The organism is Streptosporangium canum, from assembly GCF_900113865.1.
Taxonomy (GTDB): Bacteria; Actinomycetota; Actinomycetes; order Streptosporangiales; family Streptosporangiaceae; genus Streptosporangium; species Streptosporangium canum.
Window position 1 is genome coordinate 436,772 of sequence record NZ_FOQY01000002.1, and the last position, 16,318, is coordinate 453,089.

General features: G+C 71.3%; 17 protein-coding genes. 10 read left to right on the plus strand and 7 right to left on the minus strand.

The window, feature by feature from the left end; all coding sequences use genetic code 11:
• Positions 1 to 98: 98 nt before the first annotated feature.
• Complete coding sequence (locus BM085_RS04295) at positions 99 to 1,013, minus strand: LysR family transcriptional regulator (RefSeq protein WP_093885696.1); 915 nt, start codon at positions 1,011 to 1,013, stop codon at positions 99 to 101.
• A gap of 63 nt (positions 1,014 to 1,076) precedes the next feature.
• Between BM085_RS04295 and BM085_RS04300 the strand changes: the two genes are divergently transcribed.
• From BM085_RS04300 to BM085_RS04315, 4 genes are all read left to right on the plus strand, one after another.
• On the plus strand, positions 1,077 to 2,018 hold the full coding sequence (locus BM085_RS04300; protein ID WP_093885697.1) for a quinone oxidoreductase family protein: 942 nt from the start codon (positions 1,077 to 1,079) through the stop codon (positions 2,016 to 2,018).
• A gap of 108 nt (positions 2,019 to 2,126) precedes the next feature.
• Entirely contained in the window at positions 2,127 to 2,561 is a 435-nt protein-coding gene (locus tag BM085_RS04305) for an SRPBCC domain-containing protein (RefSeq protein ID WP_093885698.1), read from the plus strand.
• Positions 2,548 to 2,925, plus strand: a complete 378-nt coding sequence (locus tag BM085_RS04310; RefSeq protein WP_093885699.1) for an ArsR/SmtB family transcription factor — start codon at positions 2,548 to 2,550, stop codon at positions 2,923 to 2,925. Before BM085_RS04305 ends, BM085_RS04310 begins: the two co-directional genes overlap by 14 nt.
• Complete coding sequence (locus BM085_RS04315) at positions 2,922 to 3,305, plus strand: VOC family protein (RefSeq protein ID WP_093885700.1); 384 nt, start codon at positions 2,922 to 2,924, stop codon at positions 3,303 to 3,305. Before BM085_RS04310 ends, BM085_RS04315 begins: the two co-directional genes overlap by 4 nt.
• Here BM085_RS04315 and BM085_RS04320 read toward each other — a convergent pair.
• Positions 3,259 to 4,173 (minus strand): LysR family transcriptional regulator, encoded by a 915-nt coding sequence (locus BM085_RS04320; RefSeq protein WP_281249814.1) that lies wholly within the window; start codon positions 4,171 to 4,173, stop codon positions 3,259 to 3,261. The genes BM085_RS04315 and BM085_RS04320 overlap by 47 nt on opposite strands.
• Positions 4,174 to 4,266: 93 nt before the next feature.
• Here BM085_RS04320 and BM085_RS04325 point away from each other — a divergent pair, with 93 nt between their 5' ends.
• Positions 4,267 to 5,022 carry a CTP synthase C-terminal region-related (seleno)protein gene (locus BM085_RS04325; protein WP_093885701.1) on the plus strand — a complete coding sequence of 252 codons (756 nt, stop codon included), beginning with the start codon at positions 4,267 to 4,269 and terminating at the stop codon, positions 5,020 to 5,022.
• Positions 5,023 to 5,163: 141 nt separating this feature from the next.
• Here BM085_RS04325 and BM085_RS04330 read toward each other — a convergent pair whose 3' ends face one another.
• Positions 5,164 to 6,144, minus strand: a complete 981-nt coding sequence (locus BM085_RS04330; protein WP_143120799.1) for a hypothetical protein — start codon at positions 6,142 to 6,144, stop codon at positions 5,164 to 5,166.
• Positions 6,145 to 6,323: 179 nt separating this feature from the next.
• Between BM085_RS04330 and BM085_RS04335 the strand changes: the two genes are divergently transcribed.
• Positions 6,324 to 6,623, plus strand: a complete 300-nt coding sequence (locus tag BM085_RS04335) for a hypothetical protein (RefSeq protein WP_143120800.1) — start codon at positions 6,324 to 6,326, stop codon at positions 6,621 to 6,623.
• A gap of 26 nt (positions 6,624 to 6,649) precedes the next feature.
• Here BM085_RS04335 and BM085_RS04340 read toward each other — a convergent pair whose 3' ends face one another.
• The gene (locus tag BM085_RS04340; protein ID WP_093885704.1) at positions 6,650 to 7,549 is read right to left on the minus strand and encodes a helix-turn-helix transcriptional regulator; all 900 of its coding nucleotides are present in this window, start codon (positions 7,547 to 7,549) and stop codon (positions 6,650 to 6,652) included.
• A 149-nt stretch (positions 7,550 to 7,698) separates the two neighbouring features.
• On the opposite strand from BM085_RS04340, the gene BM085_RS04345 reads away from it, so the two are divergent.
• Complete coding sequence (locus tag BM085_RS04345) at positions 7,699 to 9,081, plus strand: MFS transporter (protein ID WP_093885777.1); 1,383 nt, start codon at positions 7,699 to 7,701, stop codon at positions 9,079 to 9,081.
• Positions 9,082 to 9,096: 15 nt separating this feature from the next.
• Positions 9,097 to 10,140 carry a zinc-dependent alcohol dehydrogenase family protein gene (locus tag BM085_RS04350; RefSeq protein ID WP_093885705.1) on the plus strand — a complete coding sequence of 348 codons (1,044 nt, stop codon included), beginning with the start codon at positions 9,097 to 9,099 and terminating at the stop codon, positions 10,138 to 10,140.
• Between the two features lie 399 nt (positions 10,141 to 10,539).
• Here the strand turns inward: BM085_RS04350 and BM085_RS04355 are convergent, their stop codons facing one another.
• Positions 10,540 to 11,892 carry an erythromycin esterase family protein gene (locus BM085_RS04355; RefSeq protein WP_093885706.1) on the minus strand — a complete coding sequence of 451 codons (1,353 nt, stop codon included), beginning with the start codon at positions 11,890 to 11,892 and terminating at the stop codon, positions 10,540 to 10,542.
• Positions 11,893 to 12,409: 517 nt separating this feature from the next.
• Here BM085_RS04355 and BM085_RS04360 point away from each other — a divergent pair.
• On the plus strand, positions 12,410 to 13,099 hold the full coding sequence (locus tag BM085_RS04360; RefSeq protein ID WP_093885707.1) for an ArsR/SmtB family transcription factor: 690 nt from the start codon (positions 12,410 to 12,412) through the stop codon (positions 13,097 to 13,099).
• 116 nt (positions 13,100 to 13,215) lie between these two features.
• Here BM085_RS04360 and BM085_RS04365 read toward each other — a convergent pair whose 3' ends face one another.
• A complete protein-coding gene (locus BM085_RS04365) occupies positions 13,216 to 14,445 on the minus strand; it encodes a carotenoid oxygenase family protein (RefSeq protein ID WP_177244946.1) in 1,230 nt (409 codons plus the stop codon).
• Between the two features lie 81 nt (positions 14,446 to 14,526).
• On the opposite strand from BM085_RS04365, the gene BM085_RS04370 reads away from it, so the two are divergent.
• A complete protein-coding gene (locus BM085_RS04370) occupies positions 14,527 to 15,258 on the plus strand; it encodes a TetR/AcrR family transcriptional regulator (RefSeq protein WP_093885709.1) in 732 nt (243 codons plus the stop codon).
• Positions 15,259 to 15,295: 37 nt separating this feature from the next.
• On the opposite strand, the gene BM085_RS04375 is transcribed toward BM085_RS04370, so the two are convergent.
• Positions 15,296 to 16,270 (minus strand): hypothetical protein, encoded by a 975-nt coding sequence (locus tag BM085_RS04375; RefSeq protein ID WP_093885710.1) that lies wholly within the window; start codon positions 16,268 to 16,270, stop codon positions 15,296 to 15,298.
• Positions 16,271 to 16,318: the final 48 nt, after the last annotated feature.

Below are 16,318 nucleotides of genomic sequence, written 5' to 3' on the forward strand. Positions count from 1 at the left end.
GAGCACGGCGAAACCGGCGGCGGCGATAACCAGCCCGGCTCCGAAGATGTGAGCACGGTGGATCTTCCCCTGCTGCTCACTCTCGACCGGCCGCCGGTTCAACCGCCGGCGGGGCCGGCCACGCCCTTCATCGCTCGCAACTCGCCGAGCAGATCGCGGATGATCGCCGATCCGGCCAGCTCCGGCGTGGTCACATACCCCACGTGGCGCTGCGGCGCACCGTCGCCGAGCTCGGCCGTCGCGACCTTGGCAGGCGCATCCACCGTGGACAGCCTGGGCACGATCGCCGCACCGAGTCCGTGCCCCACCATCGACATCACCACCCCGTCGTCCTCGACGGTGATGTCGCCGGGTGGAATCCACTCCTGCCGCGCCAGCCAGCGCCGGGTCTCACCCGCGCAGTTCTCGTGCCAATCGATCATGGGCAGCGACCGCGGATCCGGATGCCCTTCCGGATAAGCCAGCAGGTACGGCTCCGCGTACAGCTCCTTCGTCACCAGCCCGTCCACATACACCGGCAGTGAGACCATCCCCACATCGGCGCGCCCGTCCGCCACCTCCCCCGCGATCCCCCGCCCCAGATCAGGCACGATTCGCACGGTCACCGTCACCTTCGGATACCGCTGCCCGAACCGCACCAGCACCCTGGGCAGCAGGTGGAAGGCCGCACTGCGAAAGGCGGCCACCCGGATCGTCCCCGTGACCTCGCCCCGCGCGGCAGTACGGGTGTCGACCTTCATGATCTCGATCAGCCGCAAGATGCGCCGTGCGTGCCCGACCGCGGCATTACCGGCGGGCGTGGCCCGGGCACCGCCCCGCCCTCGCTGGAAGAGCACCGCGCCCATCTTCTTCTCCGCCGCGCGCAGAGCATGCGAGACCGCCGACTGCGTCAGCCCCAGCCGTACCCCCGCCGCCGATACGCTGCCTTCGCCGTCCACCGCCACCAGCACGCGCAGCTCGGCCACACTCAGGTCATCCACGAGAGCGACAACGTATGAAAAATCCTCATACATTCCGTCTCATCCACAAATCCCACCCGCTACCTGCGGAACCGTGTGGCTCCTAGCGTCTACGGCATGAGAGCAATGGTTGCAGAGCGCCTGGGCGAACCCGATGTCCTGACCCCCGCCGACCTTCCCGACCCGGCGCCGGGCCCCGGCCAAACCCTCCTCGACGTCGAGGCCGCCGGTCTCAACTTCGCCGACGCCGAACGCCTGCGCGGCACCTACTTGCCGCCACGACTGCCGTTCATCCCCGGCGGCGAGGTCGTCGGCCGCGCCCCGGACGGTCGCCGCATGCTCGCCTTCGCCAGCAGTGCCTTCGCCACCAAGGCGCTGGTGAAGGATCCGGTCGAGATCCCCGAAGACCTCCCCGCGGGCGCCGCGCTCGCCCTCCTGGTCCAGGGCTTGACCGCCTGGCACCTGCTGCGGACGGCTGCGCGGATCCTCCCCGGCGAAACCGTCGTCGTCAACGCCGCAGCCGGAGGCGTCGGCCACCTGGCGATCCAGCTGGCCAAGGAGTTCGGCGCCGGACGGGTCATCGGCACCGCCTCCACCCCCGACAAACGTGCCCTGGTCCTCCGGCTCGGCGCCGACGCCGCCATCCCCGGCGAGGCCGACGGCTACGCCGAGCGCATCCGCGAAGCCAACGGCGGCGCCCTCGCCGACGTGATCCTCGACGCCGTCGGCGGCCCCGTCTTCGAGGCGGCCCCTCATGCGCTGGCCCCCTTCGGCCGCCTGATCACCTACGGCACTTCCGGCGGGATCGACCCCGCCCCCATCGACCCCGGGATCCTCAGCGAGCGCAACATCACCGTCGGCGGCTACTGGCTGGGCGCCCACCTGCGCCTCCCCGACAGCCGTGCCGCCGTGCCGCTCCACGACCTGCTCGCCCTGACCGCCTCGGGACGCGTCCACCCCTTGGTGGGCGCCGAGTACCCCCTCGACCAGGCCGCGACCGCCCTCACCGCCCTGACCACCCGCCGCACCACCGGCAAGGTCATCCTCCGCATGGCGTGAAGCCCTTCTGCGGCAGAAGCCCGCTGTCCGGGCCGGGGCTTGCGGGCGACGATCGCAACCTGTAGGTTGCCATTAATGGCAACCTACAGGTTGCGAAGGAGGGTGGGCATGGGTTCGGGCACGATCGAACGTGTGGTGGTGCTGCGGCACCCCGTCGAGCGGGTGTGGGCCGCGCTGACCACCGCGCGAGGACTCTCGCAGTGGTTCGGCTCGGTGGCGGAGATAGATCTGCGGCCCGGCGGGCGCGCGTTCTTCCGTTGGGACGACCTGGACGAGGAATCCGTCGCCACGATCGCGGTGGTCGACCCACCACACCGTTTCGCGTTCAGGTGGGCGATCGAGGGCCTGCCGGAGGCCGACGCACCCCAGACACTTGTGGACTTCACTCTGGAGCCGGTGCCGGGCGGCACCCGGCTGCGCCTGGTGGAGAGCGGGTTCGCCCAGGCCGCCGCCGACGTGGCCCACTCCGCTCACAAGGCCAACAGTCAGGGATGGGACGCCGAGCTCGTCGATCTGGAGACCTACCTCGATGCGGCCGCCTGACGCGGAAGGGCAGGCCATCGCGGTGTTCGCGGCGCTCACCGATCCGACGCGGCGGGCGCTGCTGGAGGAGCTCGGCCGCGCCGGGCCCGCAACCGTCACGGATCTGGCGCGACGGTTGCCGATCAGCCGCCAGGCGATCGCCAAGCACCTCGGCCAGCTCGCCGAAGCGGGCCTGATCAGCGTCGGCGAACCGGTCGGCCGCCGCCATCCCTACCGGTTGGAACCAGCCGCCATCCGCACCGCCCAACTGTGGCTGGCCAGGCTCGCCAGCAGGTGGGATGACCGGCTGGCCGCGCTGGAAGGCGCGCTGGAGGCCACTGACACCGACGCCACCGACACGAACCAAGGAGTCACGCGACCATGAGCAAGCCTGAATTCACGGCCGGTCTGAACCTCGCCATGAAGATCCCCAAGGCACAGTACGAGGCCACCGTGGCCTTCTACCGCGACACTCTGGGCTTCGACGTCAAAGAAGACGACGTCTCCTACGCCCCGACCGTCTCGAGAACTCATTCGGTGCGGTTCGGACCCAATACGCTGTGGCTCGACTGCGTCGACAACTACAGCCAGCCCGACCTGTGGCTGCAGCTGCACACCGATGACCTGGACGCGGCAGTGGGCAAACTGGCCGACAGCGGTATCCACCCGTGTGACGAGGTCGAGCCCCTGGAGAACCTCGATTCCAGAACCCACTGGATCAAGAACCCGGCCGGTGTCGTGCATCTGCTCGCGGAGTCCGGCTGATCCCGGTGTCGCGATGAGGCATCCCAGCGCCGCCGGGCCGCCATCCGAGCCGATCGGCGACGGCTCTGACCGGACCGGAGGCGTGGGGGCCGTGCAGCATCTCCACCCGGTGCACCACGCGCGGCGCGATCAGGGGCACCCCGGCCGCCACCGAGGAGGGCAGCAGGGTCAGGCCGTGCCCGGCGGCGGCGAGGTTCAGCACGGTGTGCAGGTCCTCGCCGCCGTAGCGGAATCCCACCCGGAACCCGCCCACGCCCGCCACCTCGCGCAGCCGCTCGACCGAGACGGCGGCCGGGGCCTGCAACCACAGCGCGTCGGCCAGGTCGGCCAGCGCCAGCCCGCGCCTGCCGGACAGCGGATGGCCGCCGGGCAGGATCACCACCAGCTCCTCCTCGGCCACGCCGACACCGGGCGGCGATCCGACGTCCGGCAGGCGCAACGGGTCGCTGGGCGCGGCGATGCCGTCGACGAAGCCCAGGTCGGCGGTTCCTGAGGCGACCTGCTCGGCGACGCTCTCGCGTCCGGCCGTGCGCAGCGTCACCGTCAGCCGCTCCAGCAGCAGGCTCCGGGCGACCGCCGGGGTGCACGCCAGCGGGGAGGCCACCACCGTCAGCCGTTCGATCGGACCGGCGGCCGCACGCAGGACGTCCGCGCGGGCGGCCCGGTGGCGCAGCAGCAGCGGGCCGGCGTGCTCCAGCAGGCGTTCCCCGGCGCGGGTGGGCGTCACCGGGCGCCGGTGCAGCAGGGCCAGGCCGAGGTCGGCCTCCAGCGTGGCGATCTGCTGGGAGACCGCCGACTGGGTGTAGCCGAGCTCCTCGGCGGCCGCGGAGAAGGAGCGCCGGTGGGCGACGGTCACGAACGTGCGCAACAGGTGAGGATCCACGGTGCATCAGTATCGCTTATCGATCTAGCAGGGATCATCGTTGGCGCTTACCTCGGAGTTCCGGTGAGGATGAGGGACATGACCACCGCGAGAATCGCCCTGGTGGGCGACAGATCTCCCAGCGTCCAGGCCCACATGCGCGTCCCGTCCCTCCTTGAGGCGCTGCGCGAGCGCGACGGGCTGACCCTGGACGCCTACTGGATCCCCACGACCGAGACCGAGGGCCTGGAGGGGTTCGACGGCATCTGGATGCTGCCCGGCAGCCCCTACCGCAGCGAGGCCGGCGCGGTGGAGGCCGCCCGCACCGCCCGCGAGCACGGCATCCCCTTCCTGGGCACCTGCGGCGGTTTCCAGCACGCCCTGCTGGAGTACGCGCGCAACGTCCTGGGCCTGCCGGTCGCGCACGCCGAGAACGACCCGGACGCCGACGAGTTCCTGCTGCTGCCGCTGGCCTGCTCTCTGGTGGGTCGCGAGGAGGAGGTACGGCTGGCGCCCGGTTCGCTGGTCGAGAAGATCATCGGTGCCGAGAGGAGCAGGGAGAAATACCTCTGCGGCTTCGGGCTCAACTCCGGCTACCTGCCCGTTCTGGAGGCGGGCGGCCTGAGCTTCACCGGCCGCGACGGGACGGGCGCCGTACGGGCGCTTGAGCTGCCCGCCCATCCGTTCTTCCTGGCCACGCTCTTCCAGCCCGAACTGGCCGGAGACGGCACCCGGCCGCACCCGATCATCACCGCGTTCGCCTCGGCCGCCGTCGCCCGCGCCGGCTCGGGCGACGGCGGCCGCGTGGGTGCCGGCCTGGCGGCCGGCGGGCAGCCGACCGGCGGCGGTGCCTGACGGCCGCCGATGCACCGGTCGCCGAGCCGGGCCGTACTCCAGGCCGGTGAGGCCCGGTCGCGCGGCGTCCACCGCCGGGCCCGGCAGGACCGGATGGGCTCCGGGCCGGATGCCCGGCGCCGGAGCCGCCCGGAAGAGCGGTTACGACAGGCCTTTCTGTCTTTTGTAATCGTTCCAGACCCTGACGCAGTAGCCGTGGCGCCAGTCGCTCTGCTCGAGATTCCGGCAGGCGTAGGCGGCGCTGAGCCGGTCGCCGGGGCTGTCGGGGATGACGGAGGTGTCGGGAATGGGGGAAGTCCTCGGAGTCCGGGGGGCGGCGGGGTTCGTGGGGGTGCCGGTGTTCGTGGGGGTGCCGGTGTTCGCGGGAGTGCCGGTGTTCGCGGGAGTGCCGGTCTCACCGGCAGGCTCGGGCGGCCGTGTCCTCGGGGACGTGGAGGCCTTCGGCGCCTTCGGCCTGACGCTCCTGGGCGCCTGCTTCCTGGCGGTCTTCGGCGCGGCGGACTCCCGGTGGCGCCGGTGATCCTGCCCGCCGTGAACGGTCTGGGCGTCGAGGGCCGCGTGGCGCCGGGGCCGCTCGACCGTACGCGGCGGCGCCGTTCTCCGGCTCCGGGCGGCCTTGGCCGGGGCGCCGGAGGTGGCCGAGGGGGTGGCCACGGGCACGTGACCGGCGTCCGGCGTGGTCGCCTCCGCGGGAGCGACCGTCGCGTCGTGACCGGCCATCCGTGACGGGGCGGGGGCCGCGGCGACCTCGACGGTGGACGGTTCGGACACCGGCGACCATCCGGACGACCACATGCCGATCCCGGCGGCCGCGAGGAATCCGCAGACCAGCGCGGGCCGCAGAAGCCGGTCGCGCGGGATCCGCGGCCAGGGCCGCGGACGGTGCGACCGGATCGGCCGGGGCGGTGGCGGCCAGGCCGGCCGGATGTCGACGCTGACCCGTGATCCGTAGACGAACGGGTCGCCGGCGCTGCTGTAGGGCCGCCCGGGGGGATCGGCCCCCGGCTCCTCCGGGGGCACCGCCGGCTGAGGCGGTGAGTCCGCCGGAGCGGCGTACGGCCTGCGCCCACGCGGGCCTGTACTCGGGCCGCGCCGGTGAGCCGAGTCGTGATCATCGTGCATCTCGCCTCCCATGTCACGTCTGATCTGCCCCAGCGTGCCGAAAATCACGCACCGTATGTGGCCTGTAGCAGTCCGCTCTTACAGACCTGTTATCAGGACCACGGGGCGAACCCATGCGAATGCCCGCAAAGGTCCAGCGAGGGGCTGGACTCCGGGGTTAAGAAACCCGGGAACAGCCGTTGGCGCTGAGAACGATCTTGTGCGGCGTGCGACGTCCGGCTTCGGTGTGTGATCGGGCCGGCTTCGAGATCCAGACAGCTGGTGTGATCGTCGCTTTGATGGTGATCAGTGACATGTCTGCCGTTGTCGCCCATGCCTGCGGGTTTTTGTCTGATGACCAGGTCAGGGCGTATACGGCGTTCGAGGAGCCGCCGTCACTGCCGGATCTGGAGAAGTCCTTCTTCCTGGATGCCCTCGACCTGTTCGCGCTGCTGGCGCAATCCCCGGGCACGGCGAATCATCCGCTGTGCCCGGCCTGACTGCGCCGGTTGCGGGTCGGCGCGCTTCAGCGCGGCTGATTGGTGGGGTGTGTTGGCTGGGTGGCTGCCAGGCTGGCCAGGAGTTTGAGCCGCTCTTCGGAGGTGCTGCCCGGTTCGGCGGTGTAGATGGTGAGGTCGCACACCGTCCGGTTGGACATGGGCAGGTTGAGGGACTGGTAAATCAGCTCCAGGTCGCCGACCTGGGGGTGCCATAGCCGCTTGCTGCCCTCGTGGTGGATGCGGACGTCGTGGGCGGCCCACTGGCTGCGGAACTCGGTGCTGAGCGTGGACAACTCGCCGACGAGGTCGCGCAGGGCCCGGTCGTGGGGCTCGCGTCCGGCTTCGGCGCGCAGCAGCGCGGCGGTGGCGACGGCGGCCGCGTCCCAGTCGACGAAGAACTGCTGGGAGCCCGGGTCGAGGAAGATGTAGCGGGCGATGTTGGCGCGGCCGTGCTGCGCGGTGGTGGGGCTGTCGAAGACCGGCGCGTGCAAGGCCCGGGCCAGCGCATTGCCGGCGACGATGTCCTGGCGGCCGTTGCGCACGAACGCCGCGGACATGGTCATGGAGTCCAGCAGCCACTGGACCCGGGGCGGGACCTGGACGTCCTTGCGGCGCGAGGGTGCGCGGCGGGCGGGCCGGGCGGCGCGGGCCAGGTCGAACAGGTAGGTGCGTTCGTCCTGGTCCAGCCGCAGGGCCTGGGCGACCGCGTCGAGCACGTCTTCGGACACGCCGCTGATGTGGCCCTTCTCCAGCCGGGTGTACCACTCGGTGCTCACACCGGCCAGCACCGCGACCTCTTCGCGGCGCAACCCGGGGACCCGGCGCCGACCACTGGTGGGCAGCCCGACCTGCTCCGAGGTGAGCTTGGCGCGCCGGGTGGCGAGGAAGTCCCGGATCTGGTCGCGGTGGTCGGGCCGGTGGTCCATGCCCTCCACGGTAGTCGCAGGGTTCGCGCAGGTGGCGGGGGTAAGGGGGTTGAGCTTGTCCCCCCTATAAACGCGCTCTGCCTCGCGCGCGGCCAGGCAGGTTTCCTGGGATCAGCACGTTGAACGCGACCTGCGATACGGAGATGGACATGAGTACGCGCGAAGAAGTCGTCGAGCGGGCCGCCGGCGCGGGTGACGCCGGGGCGCTCGGCGAGCGCGGGCAGTCGCCCGTGCGGCTCCCGCTGGTGGTCTATGTGCTGGCGGTGGGCACCTTCTTGATGCTCACGACCGAGTTCGTGGTCGCGGGCTTGCTGCCGGAGATCGCCGGCGACCTGCGGGTGAGCGTGCCTCAGGCGGGACTGCTGATCACGGTGTTCGCGGCCGGGATGATCATCGGCGCGCCGGTGATGGCGATGCTGACGCTGCGGCTGCCCAGGCGGCTGACGCTGATGCTGACCCTGGGCGTGTTCGCGGCCGGGCATCTCATCGTCGCGGTCGGCTCCAGCTTCGCGCTGCTGCTGGCGGCGCGGTTTGTGACGGCGCTGGCGACCGGCGCGTTCTGGGCGGTGGCCAACGTGGCCGCCAGCCGCGCCGCGGGTCCTGCCGCGAGCACCCGCGCCTTGGGCCTGGTGGGTGCCGGAGGCATGCTCGCCAACGTCGTCGGGGTGCCGATCGGCGCGTTCGCCGGGCAACTGATGGGCTGGCGGGGCCCGTTCTGGGCGCTGGCGGTCCTGGCGGTGGCGGCCGCCTTCCTGATCGCCCGCACCCTCCCGCACGACGGCGGCGATCATCGGGCGGTGTCGGTGTGGTCGGAGGTGGCGGCCCTGCGCTCGGGGCGGCTGTGGCTGGTGCTGGCCGCCTGCGCGACCACGACCGGCGGGGTGCTGTCGGCCTACTCCTACATCGCGCCGCTGCTGACCGGCCGGGCCGGTATCGCGGCCGGGCTCGTGCCGCTGGTGCTTGTCGGCTTCGGCGTCGGAGCCCTGGCGGGCTCGCTGGCCGGGGGCCGGCTCGGGGACGCCCGCCCGCACACCACGACGATCGCGGCGGCCGCGGGCGCCACCGTCTTGCTGCCGGCGATCTGCCTGCTGTCGACGCACGCCGGGGCCACGGTCGTTCTGGTCGCGCTGCTGGGATTCTTCGGGCTCGGCGCCAACCCGGTGCTGATCTCCCTGTCGGTCCGCTTCGCCGGTGACGCGCCCACCCTGGCCTCCGCCTTGAGCGTCTCGGCGTTCAATGTCGGCACCGCGGCCGGGTCCTGGATCGCCGGGCGCGCCCTCGACTCCACGCTCGGCGCCACCGGCCCCGCCGTGGTGGGAGCCGCCATCGCCGTGCTGACCCTGATCCCCACGATCACCATCGCCGTCATCCAGCGCCGCCGCTCTGCGTCACCCGCGCACCAGCTCCCCGCTACCGGGTGTATGGCCAGGTCAGCCGGGGATGGGGTGGGGAGCCAAGACGCTCGAACGAGCCCGCGTGATGGTCCGGGGCTCCTGCCCCGTCGCCACCACCTGAGACACACAACCATCTGAAACGGAGAACTTCTGATGCGTGCAACCATGATGTACGGCGCCGGCGATGTCCGGGTCGAGCAGGTGCCGGATTCGGTCGTCAAGCTGCCCACCGACGCGCTGGTCCGCGTCACCGCGTCCTGCGTCTGCGGCAGCGACCTGTGGCCCTACAGCTCGATGAAGCCGGAAGACGGCCCCGCCCGGATGGGGCACGAGTTCATCGGCATCGTCGAGGACACCGGCCCGGAGGTGACCACCCTCAAGCGGGGCGACCTGGTCGTGGCACCGTTCGCCATCTCCGACAACACCTGCCAGTTCTGCCGCGAGGGCCTGCACACCTCCTGCGCCCACCCGCAGGCCAACTTCTGGGACGGCGAACCGGACGAGGGCGGCCAGGCCGAAGCGGTCCGCGTCCCGCTCGCCGACGGCACCCTGGTCAAGCTGCCCGTCGAAGCGGACTCGGCCCTCATGCCGTCCTTACTGACGCTCTCGGACGTGTTCGGCACTGGCCACCACGCCGCCGTGGCCGGCGGCGTCAACCCGCGCACCCGCGTCACCGTGATCGGTGACGGAGCCGTGGGCCTGCTGGCGGTCCTGTCGGCCAAGAGACTGGGCGCCGAGCAGATCATCCTGATGGGACGCCACCAGGCCCGCATCGACCTCGGCCGCGAGTTCGGCGCCACCGACATCGTCTCCGCCCGTGGTGAGGAAGGCATCGCGCAGGTGCGCGAACTCACCGGCGGGCACGGCACCCACGTGGTCCTGGAGGCCGTCGGCACCATGCCCGCCTACCGGCAGGCCCTCGGCGTCGTCCGTCCGGGCGGCGTCATCAGCCGCGTCGGCGTCCCGCAGTACGAAGACGCGCCGATCGGCATGGGCAGCCTGTTCCGCCCCAACCTGCGCCTGGCCGGCGGACCCGCCCCGGTCCGCGCCTACATCGAAGAACTGATGCCCGACATCCTCAACGGCAGCATCGAACCGGGCAAGGTCTTCGACGCCACCACCGACCTCGACGGCGTCCCGGCCGGCTACCAGGACATGGCCGACCGCAAGAGCCTCAAGGTCCTCATCAAGCCCTGATCTCCCGGGCACGACAGGACGGGGCAGGCCTGGCCCGCACCCCCGTCCTGGGCGGACCTGACGCCTTCCCGGGTCCGGGAGGCGCTCGCGGGCCTGCGCGCAACCGTCGCCGGTCCGCTGATGCCGGAGTGTTCCGCAGATGTGCCCGAGGGGGCTGGGGCCTGATCACCTACCCACAGATCGCCGGCCATGTCGCAGAGGTCGGTTCCGCCGTCACCGACGAGGCCATGCTGTCCATAGCCCTGCACCTGCGCGACATCGCCGCCGTCATCACCAAGGGGAGGAAGAAGGGCCGGCCCCTCTCCGGATTGAGTGGCTGGAGGAGAGCTGCTCCCGAAGCGGGAAGGTCTTCCCCGCAGGGCAGGAGAGGTCGGGCGGCTCACGACGGGGCCGGCACCGTCACGGCTTCAGCTTGTCGGCCTCCCGGACATCATGAAGGTGGATGAGGACGTCGAAGGAGCGGGCGGCCGCGAGGTCGGCGAGCGGGTGGGGGTACTGCGTGCCGATGTTGCGCGTGGGGCGGGCGACGTCCAGCCAGGCGCGCGCCGCGGCCGGGGCGTTGCGGATGTCGAGGTAGTAGTCCCGGTAACGGATCTTGTCGAGGGTGTACTCGTTCATGCCGGGCTCGGCCGCGCCCACGGTGAACTTCTTCCAGTCGCCACCGAGAGCGGTGTCCTTCGACAGGAAGGAGCCCTGGTTGAAGGTGAAGCCGACCGGGAGATACTTCTTGCCCAGTGCGTCGCGCAGGAACGACCCCTGCGTCTTGGGATACAGCTTGGGATCGCCGGCCGCGTATCCGACGTGGTCGTTCTGCGCCGACAGAAGGATCTTGTCGCCGGTGCGCCGCTGCCACCAGGTGATGTTCTGGGCCATCACCTGGTCACGGAAGCGCTGGAAGGTGGCAAGCGAGCCCGGGTCTTTGACGTCTATGGTGAGGAATTTGGCGGTCTGGGCGATGGATCGGGCGTTCTGCTCGGCCCATTCGAACTCGTCTCCGCCGGGGCCCTTCTGGCTGCTGATCAGTTCCAGAGCCTGCTGTGCCTTGGCGGCGAGCTGCTGTCGTTCCGTGAGCGGCTTGCCCAGGTAGGCGAAGACGTCGTCGATCGGGCGCAGGCCGGTATAGAGCTCGTTGAGCTGCGGCAGCGACTCCGGGTGGTGCTTTCGCACGTAGCCGGTCACCCGGCCGAAGAACTCGTCGCTCAGTGTGGGGGCGCCGAGGTCGTCGCCCATGAAGTGGACGGTGCGGCCGGGGTGGCGGCGGTTGTAGTCCCGCATCCACTCGATGAGGCTCACGAACTCCTCGCGGTCCCACGGCGAGTTGGCCAGTGCCTCCTTCGCGATCTTGCGTGCGTCCCCCTTGCCGGTCTGGAGGTAGTCGTCGATCTGGAGTCCCGCCGACCAGCTCAGCTCCAGGGCAAAGGTGGTGAAGCCCTTCTCCTCGACGAGGTAGCGGAAGACCCGCTCCTTCATGGTGAAAAACTCGTGCGAGCCGTGGGTGGCCTCGCCGAGACCGACCACCTTGGCGTCGCCGATCATCACGCCCAGAGCTCGTAGGTCGGCCGTGTTCCTCCCGGGCTCGGTCGAGCGCAGCGGGTGCGCCGCCCGCTCCAGTGCATGGACCGGGTTCTGCTTCCCGCCGACCGTGTCGGCCAGGGCCGCCTGGGCCATAACGGGGGCGAGGACCGCTCCCATCACGATCACCGCCGTCGCCGGCAGCCGCCGTCGGCTGACACGCTTTCGGTCCATAGCCATGCTGTTTTACTCCTTAACCTGCCTATTGCCACGTGAGAAGGATCAGACCTCACGGTGAGATCCATACGTCGACGAGATTATGGCCACGCGAGTGCGCCTCCCATGCCGCTGACCAGCGTCTTTCGGATGAGGCGGGCTGGTGTGTCCGGGTAGGGCGGGCCCTACCCGGCGGGCCGCTACGAGCCGGCCCGGCGAGCCGCCTGGGCGGCGACGAGGTTCACGTCGAAGGCATGCGGAGTGGCGGTTTCTGTCCTCGCCCTCGTTCGGCGAGTTCGACTGAATCCTCCAACGACTTGACGACGAATGATCGGCTCGGCTGGATTCCGAAACGATCGGCAAGAGAGGCCGGGCGAGAATCCTCAGAGCGCTGACCTGGGTGAACAGGGCTTAGTGCACGATCCGGTTCCGATGTTCCCCAGACCGCGAGAGGAGGTGGGACGGAGTCGCCGCTCGGCCGGAGCAGCCCGACAGTTTCAATAATCTTGACAAAAGAGATTGTCGGTGAGACGGTGATGGCATGTTCGAAGTGGCGGTGATCGAGGACCCGGCCGCGGCCGAGGTCTCGCTGGACCCGGTCCGCACCCGGCTCCTGGCCGAGCTGGCCGGAGGGGCCGCCTCGGCCACGATGCTGGCGGCGAAGGTCGGCCTGCCCAGACAGAAGGTGAACTACCACCTCAAGGCACTGGAGCGGCACGGCCTGGTCGAGCTGGTCGAAGAGCGCAAAAAGGGCAACGTCACCGAGCGGGTGATGCGGGCCACGGCCGCGTCCTTCGTGATCTCGCCGACCGCGCTGGCCGCGGTCGCGCCCGACCCGGCGCGTTCGCCGGACCAGCTGTCGGCGCGCTGGCTGCTGGCCCTGGCCTCCCGGATGGTGCGCGACGTGGGCGAGCTGATCACCGGCGCCGCCAAGGCCCGCAAGAGGGTCGCGACCTTCGCGATCGACGGCCAGGTGCGTTTCGCCTCGGCGGCCGATCGCGCCGCCTTCGCCGAGGAGCTCGCGGGCGCCGTCACCGCGCTGGTGGCCAAATACCACGACGAGACGGCCGAGGGCGGGCGCGATCACCGGGTGGTCGTCGCGGTGCATCCGAGCGTCGCCGCCCGCCCGGCCTCCAGCGGGCCGGTGCACGCCCATGCCGCCGCGGACGGCCCGGTTCAGGGCGATCCGGTCCACGACGGGCCGCTTCAGGGCGGGGCGCAGGGGCTGTAACCCGCCGCGAGGGTGGCAACCCCGCAGGGACGGGCCCGGCGACCGATCTGAGACTGCCGCCGGCAGGCGCCGTCTGCGGTGGTAATCCCGCCGGAGCGATCCCTTGGGGCACGGGGTCACCGCCGGTGCGCGGGCCCTGCGGGTGTGGTCATCCAGGTGGTGTGCCGCGCGGCCGGCAGGAGGGCCGGGAGGTGGACCACCGCCTGGGGCCGGCCGTTCAGGTGGAGCGCGTCGAGCACGAGCAGCTCGCTCCGCCGCTGCGCGTCGTTCTGCGTGAGGACCACGAGCCAGCCGTCCCCCTCGGCGCGGCCCCGGGGGACGAAGACCGGCTGACCGGCGCGCCGGCCCGGCTCCAGCTCCCGCACCTGCGTGCCGCCGGCCGCGAGGTCGTGGCCGACCAGTGCCCGCCCGCCGGGGGCGCAGCCGAACATCAGCTGGTGCCTGCGGCCTGCCCGCCGGGAGTCGACCGACGCCAGTGTCATGGAGTCGACCAGCGGCCGCTCCTCCGCCGCGCCGCTCCCCAGGTCGAGCGTCCACCGGTGCACCCGCGATCCGGCGGCGCCCTCGCCGCCCCGCGACGGGCCGTCGAAGGCCCGTTCGCGGCGGACGGCATCCACGACGACGCGGCCGCCGTCGTCGTAGGCGTTGACCGAATGGGACACGTAGCAGGGGTCGATCGGGAACCAGCGCGGCTCCGTCGCGTCGCCGGGCCGCCGTGAGAGCAGCCCGATGCGCGCCGGCCGGTCCCGCCGCCAGCGGTAGGGGAAGCGGGTGCCGACCATCGCCGCCGCCCGGTGGTAGGTCACGGGCAGGTCGAACACCACGACGAACCGGTCGGTGAGCGCGACCGCGTGCATGAGCGGCGCGCCGTCGAGGGCGAAGGACCGGGCGTCGCGGATGCCGCCGTCCGTCCCGATGGTCAGGTGCTCCGCGCAGCCCAGACCGGGATAGGTGGCGATCGTGTGCCATTCGGCCGTGACCCGGTCCTGGACCGGCAGTGCGAGGCTCACGCTCCACGGCCCGTCCGGCGGCGGAGCGGCGGGTCCGGCGGGCCGGATCCAGGCCGCGAGGTCCGGCATCCGCTCCAGCGGGTGGCCGCCGAACTCCCCGGCCGTCGTGAGGCGCCGAGCGGTGCCGCCGCCGAGCCGCACGCCGGAGAAGAGGACGGGCCCGGCGGCGGCATGCGACTGCCGCGATCCCCCGGGATACCTGCTCGCCTGCACGAACGCGCCGTCCAGGCTGGAAGGTATGACGCCGTCGACCGGCAGCGGCTCGTCGTGCGTCCGGCGGCGGGGGGCCGCGGACATGAGCGCCATGATCGGGTCGACGTGCTCCGTGACCGTCATATCGGGCACCTCCTCGTGAGGCTCGGCAGTTAGCATAACGCTGTTATGTTAAAAATAACGATGTTATGCAATACTGTCAAGGTGAGCCCACGCCGATCGAATCCTCAGACGCGCCCCGCTCTTGTCGACATCGCCGCGCGGCTGCTCGCCGACGAGGGCCCCCAGGCGTTGTCGGCCCGCCGCATCGCCACGGAGGCGGGCAGCTCGACGATGGCGGTCTACACCAACTTCGGCGGGATGAGCGGGCTGGTGCGCGAGATGGTCTACGAGGGGTTCGCCCGCCTGCAGGACTACTTCTCGCACGTCTCCCGGACCGCCGATCCCGTCGCCGACATCGCGCTGTTCGGCCGGGCCTACCGGCACAACGCCCTGACGAACCCGCACCTGTACGCGGTCATGTTCGGCGGAGCGTCGCTGGCCGGGTTCTCCCTGACCGCCGAGGACCGCCAGTACGGCCGATACACCCTGAGCACCGTGGTGGAGTGCGCCACCCGGTGCATCACGGCGGAACGGTTCCGGGCCGGTGACGCCGAGCTCGTCGCCCACCAGCTGTGGACCGCGATCCACGGGCTGGTCACGCTCGAACTCGGCGAGTATCTCATCGAGCCCTTCGACGCCGACCGGGTCTTCGAGGCCCAGCTGACCGGCCTGATGATCGGCGCGGGCGACATCTTGGAGGAGGCCACCCGGTCGGTGGCCTCCTCCAAGAGACGGCTGAGGAAGGTGATCGAGGGCGTGCGGCCGGATCCGGTGGACGACCGGCCCGCGGGCGACCGGAGACGGCGTCCCCGGCAGGCCGCGCCGGCGGGATGAGCGGCGGGCCGCCCGTCCCGCCGGCGGACCGGGCCGCTCACTCCCAGGGCGCCACCGGGAACCAGCCGTAACCGAACCGCGCGGGCAGTCGCAGGTCCCAGTAGAGGAAGGTGAAGGCGCCGACGACGATGAAGGCCACCGCCGTGATCGTCGCGACCCGTGACGGGCCGGCGGTCATCCAGCGGGTGAAGCGGCCCCTGGTGGCGTGTACGAGCACGACGAAGAGCACGGCCATCAGCGTGATGTTGCCGAGCGACTGCAGGATGAAGACGGCGGCCCCGTAGAGCGGGTTGCGGGTCTCGGCCGCGTACTCGAACAGCTTGTGGAACAGCGGGAACGGCCGCCCGATGAGAAATCCGCCGATCAGCGCGCCGATCACGACCAGGCGCGCGTTGGGGAAGCGGCTCGACAGGCGCGCGAAGGGGTCGGGCACCACGCGCAGCGCCGCCAGGCCGAGGTAGACGAAGGCCAGGCCGATCACGCCGAAGACGATCGAGGCCTGCAGCAGTCGCGGCGGAAGGCTGGAGCCGGCCGTCGCGGTCGACAGCTGGGGCAGCCGTTCGCCGAGGGCGGCGCCGACGGCCCCGTAGGCTCCGGAGACCACGATCATGCCGAGCGCGAGCCAGCCGATGGGCCGCAGGGTCGCCCCGATCCGGAGCCGGCCGGAGGTGTCCGAGGAGTCGGCCCGGTGAGCGCCCCCCGCGTTCGTCATCGGTGCGATCGCGCCGAACGCGGCGATGTTGCACGCGGTGAAGGTGCCGGCCAGACCGGAGACGAAGGCGAAGACGGTCCCCGCGATCAGGCCTCCGATCTCGGTGTGCTTGGCGTCGTAGCCGAGCAGCGTGTTCGCGACGTTGTCGCCGATCACGCTGTCGACGAGCCGGAAGGACCACAGCGAGGCGATCAGCGCTCCGGCCAGCACGCTGAGGACGATGATCAGCCCTCGGCGCCGGGGCAGATCCGCGGCGTGAGCGTCAGGTGACGGGGCGGAGACGGGGATGATCCGAGCCATGAGGTGCCTCTCTTGTCGAGCCGGACACGCTTGTGAGCCGCGGAGGCC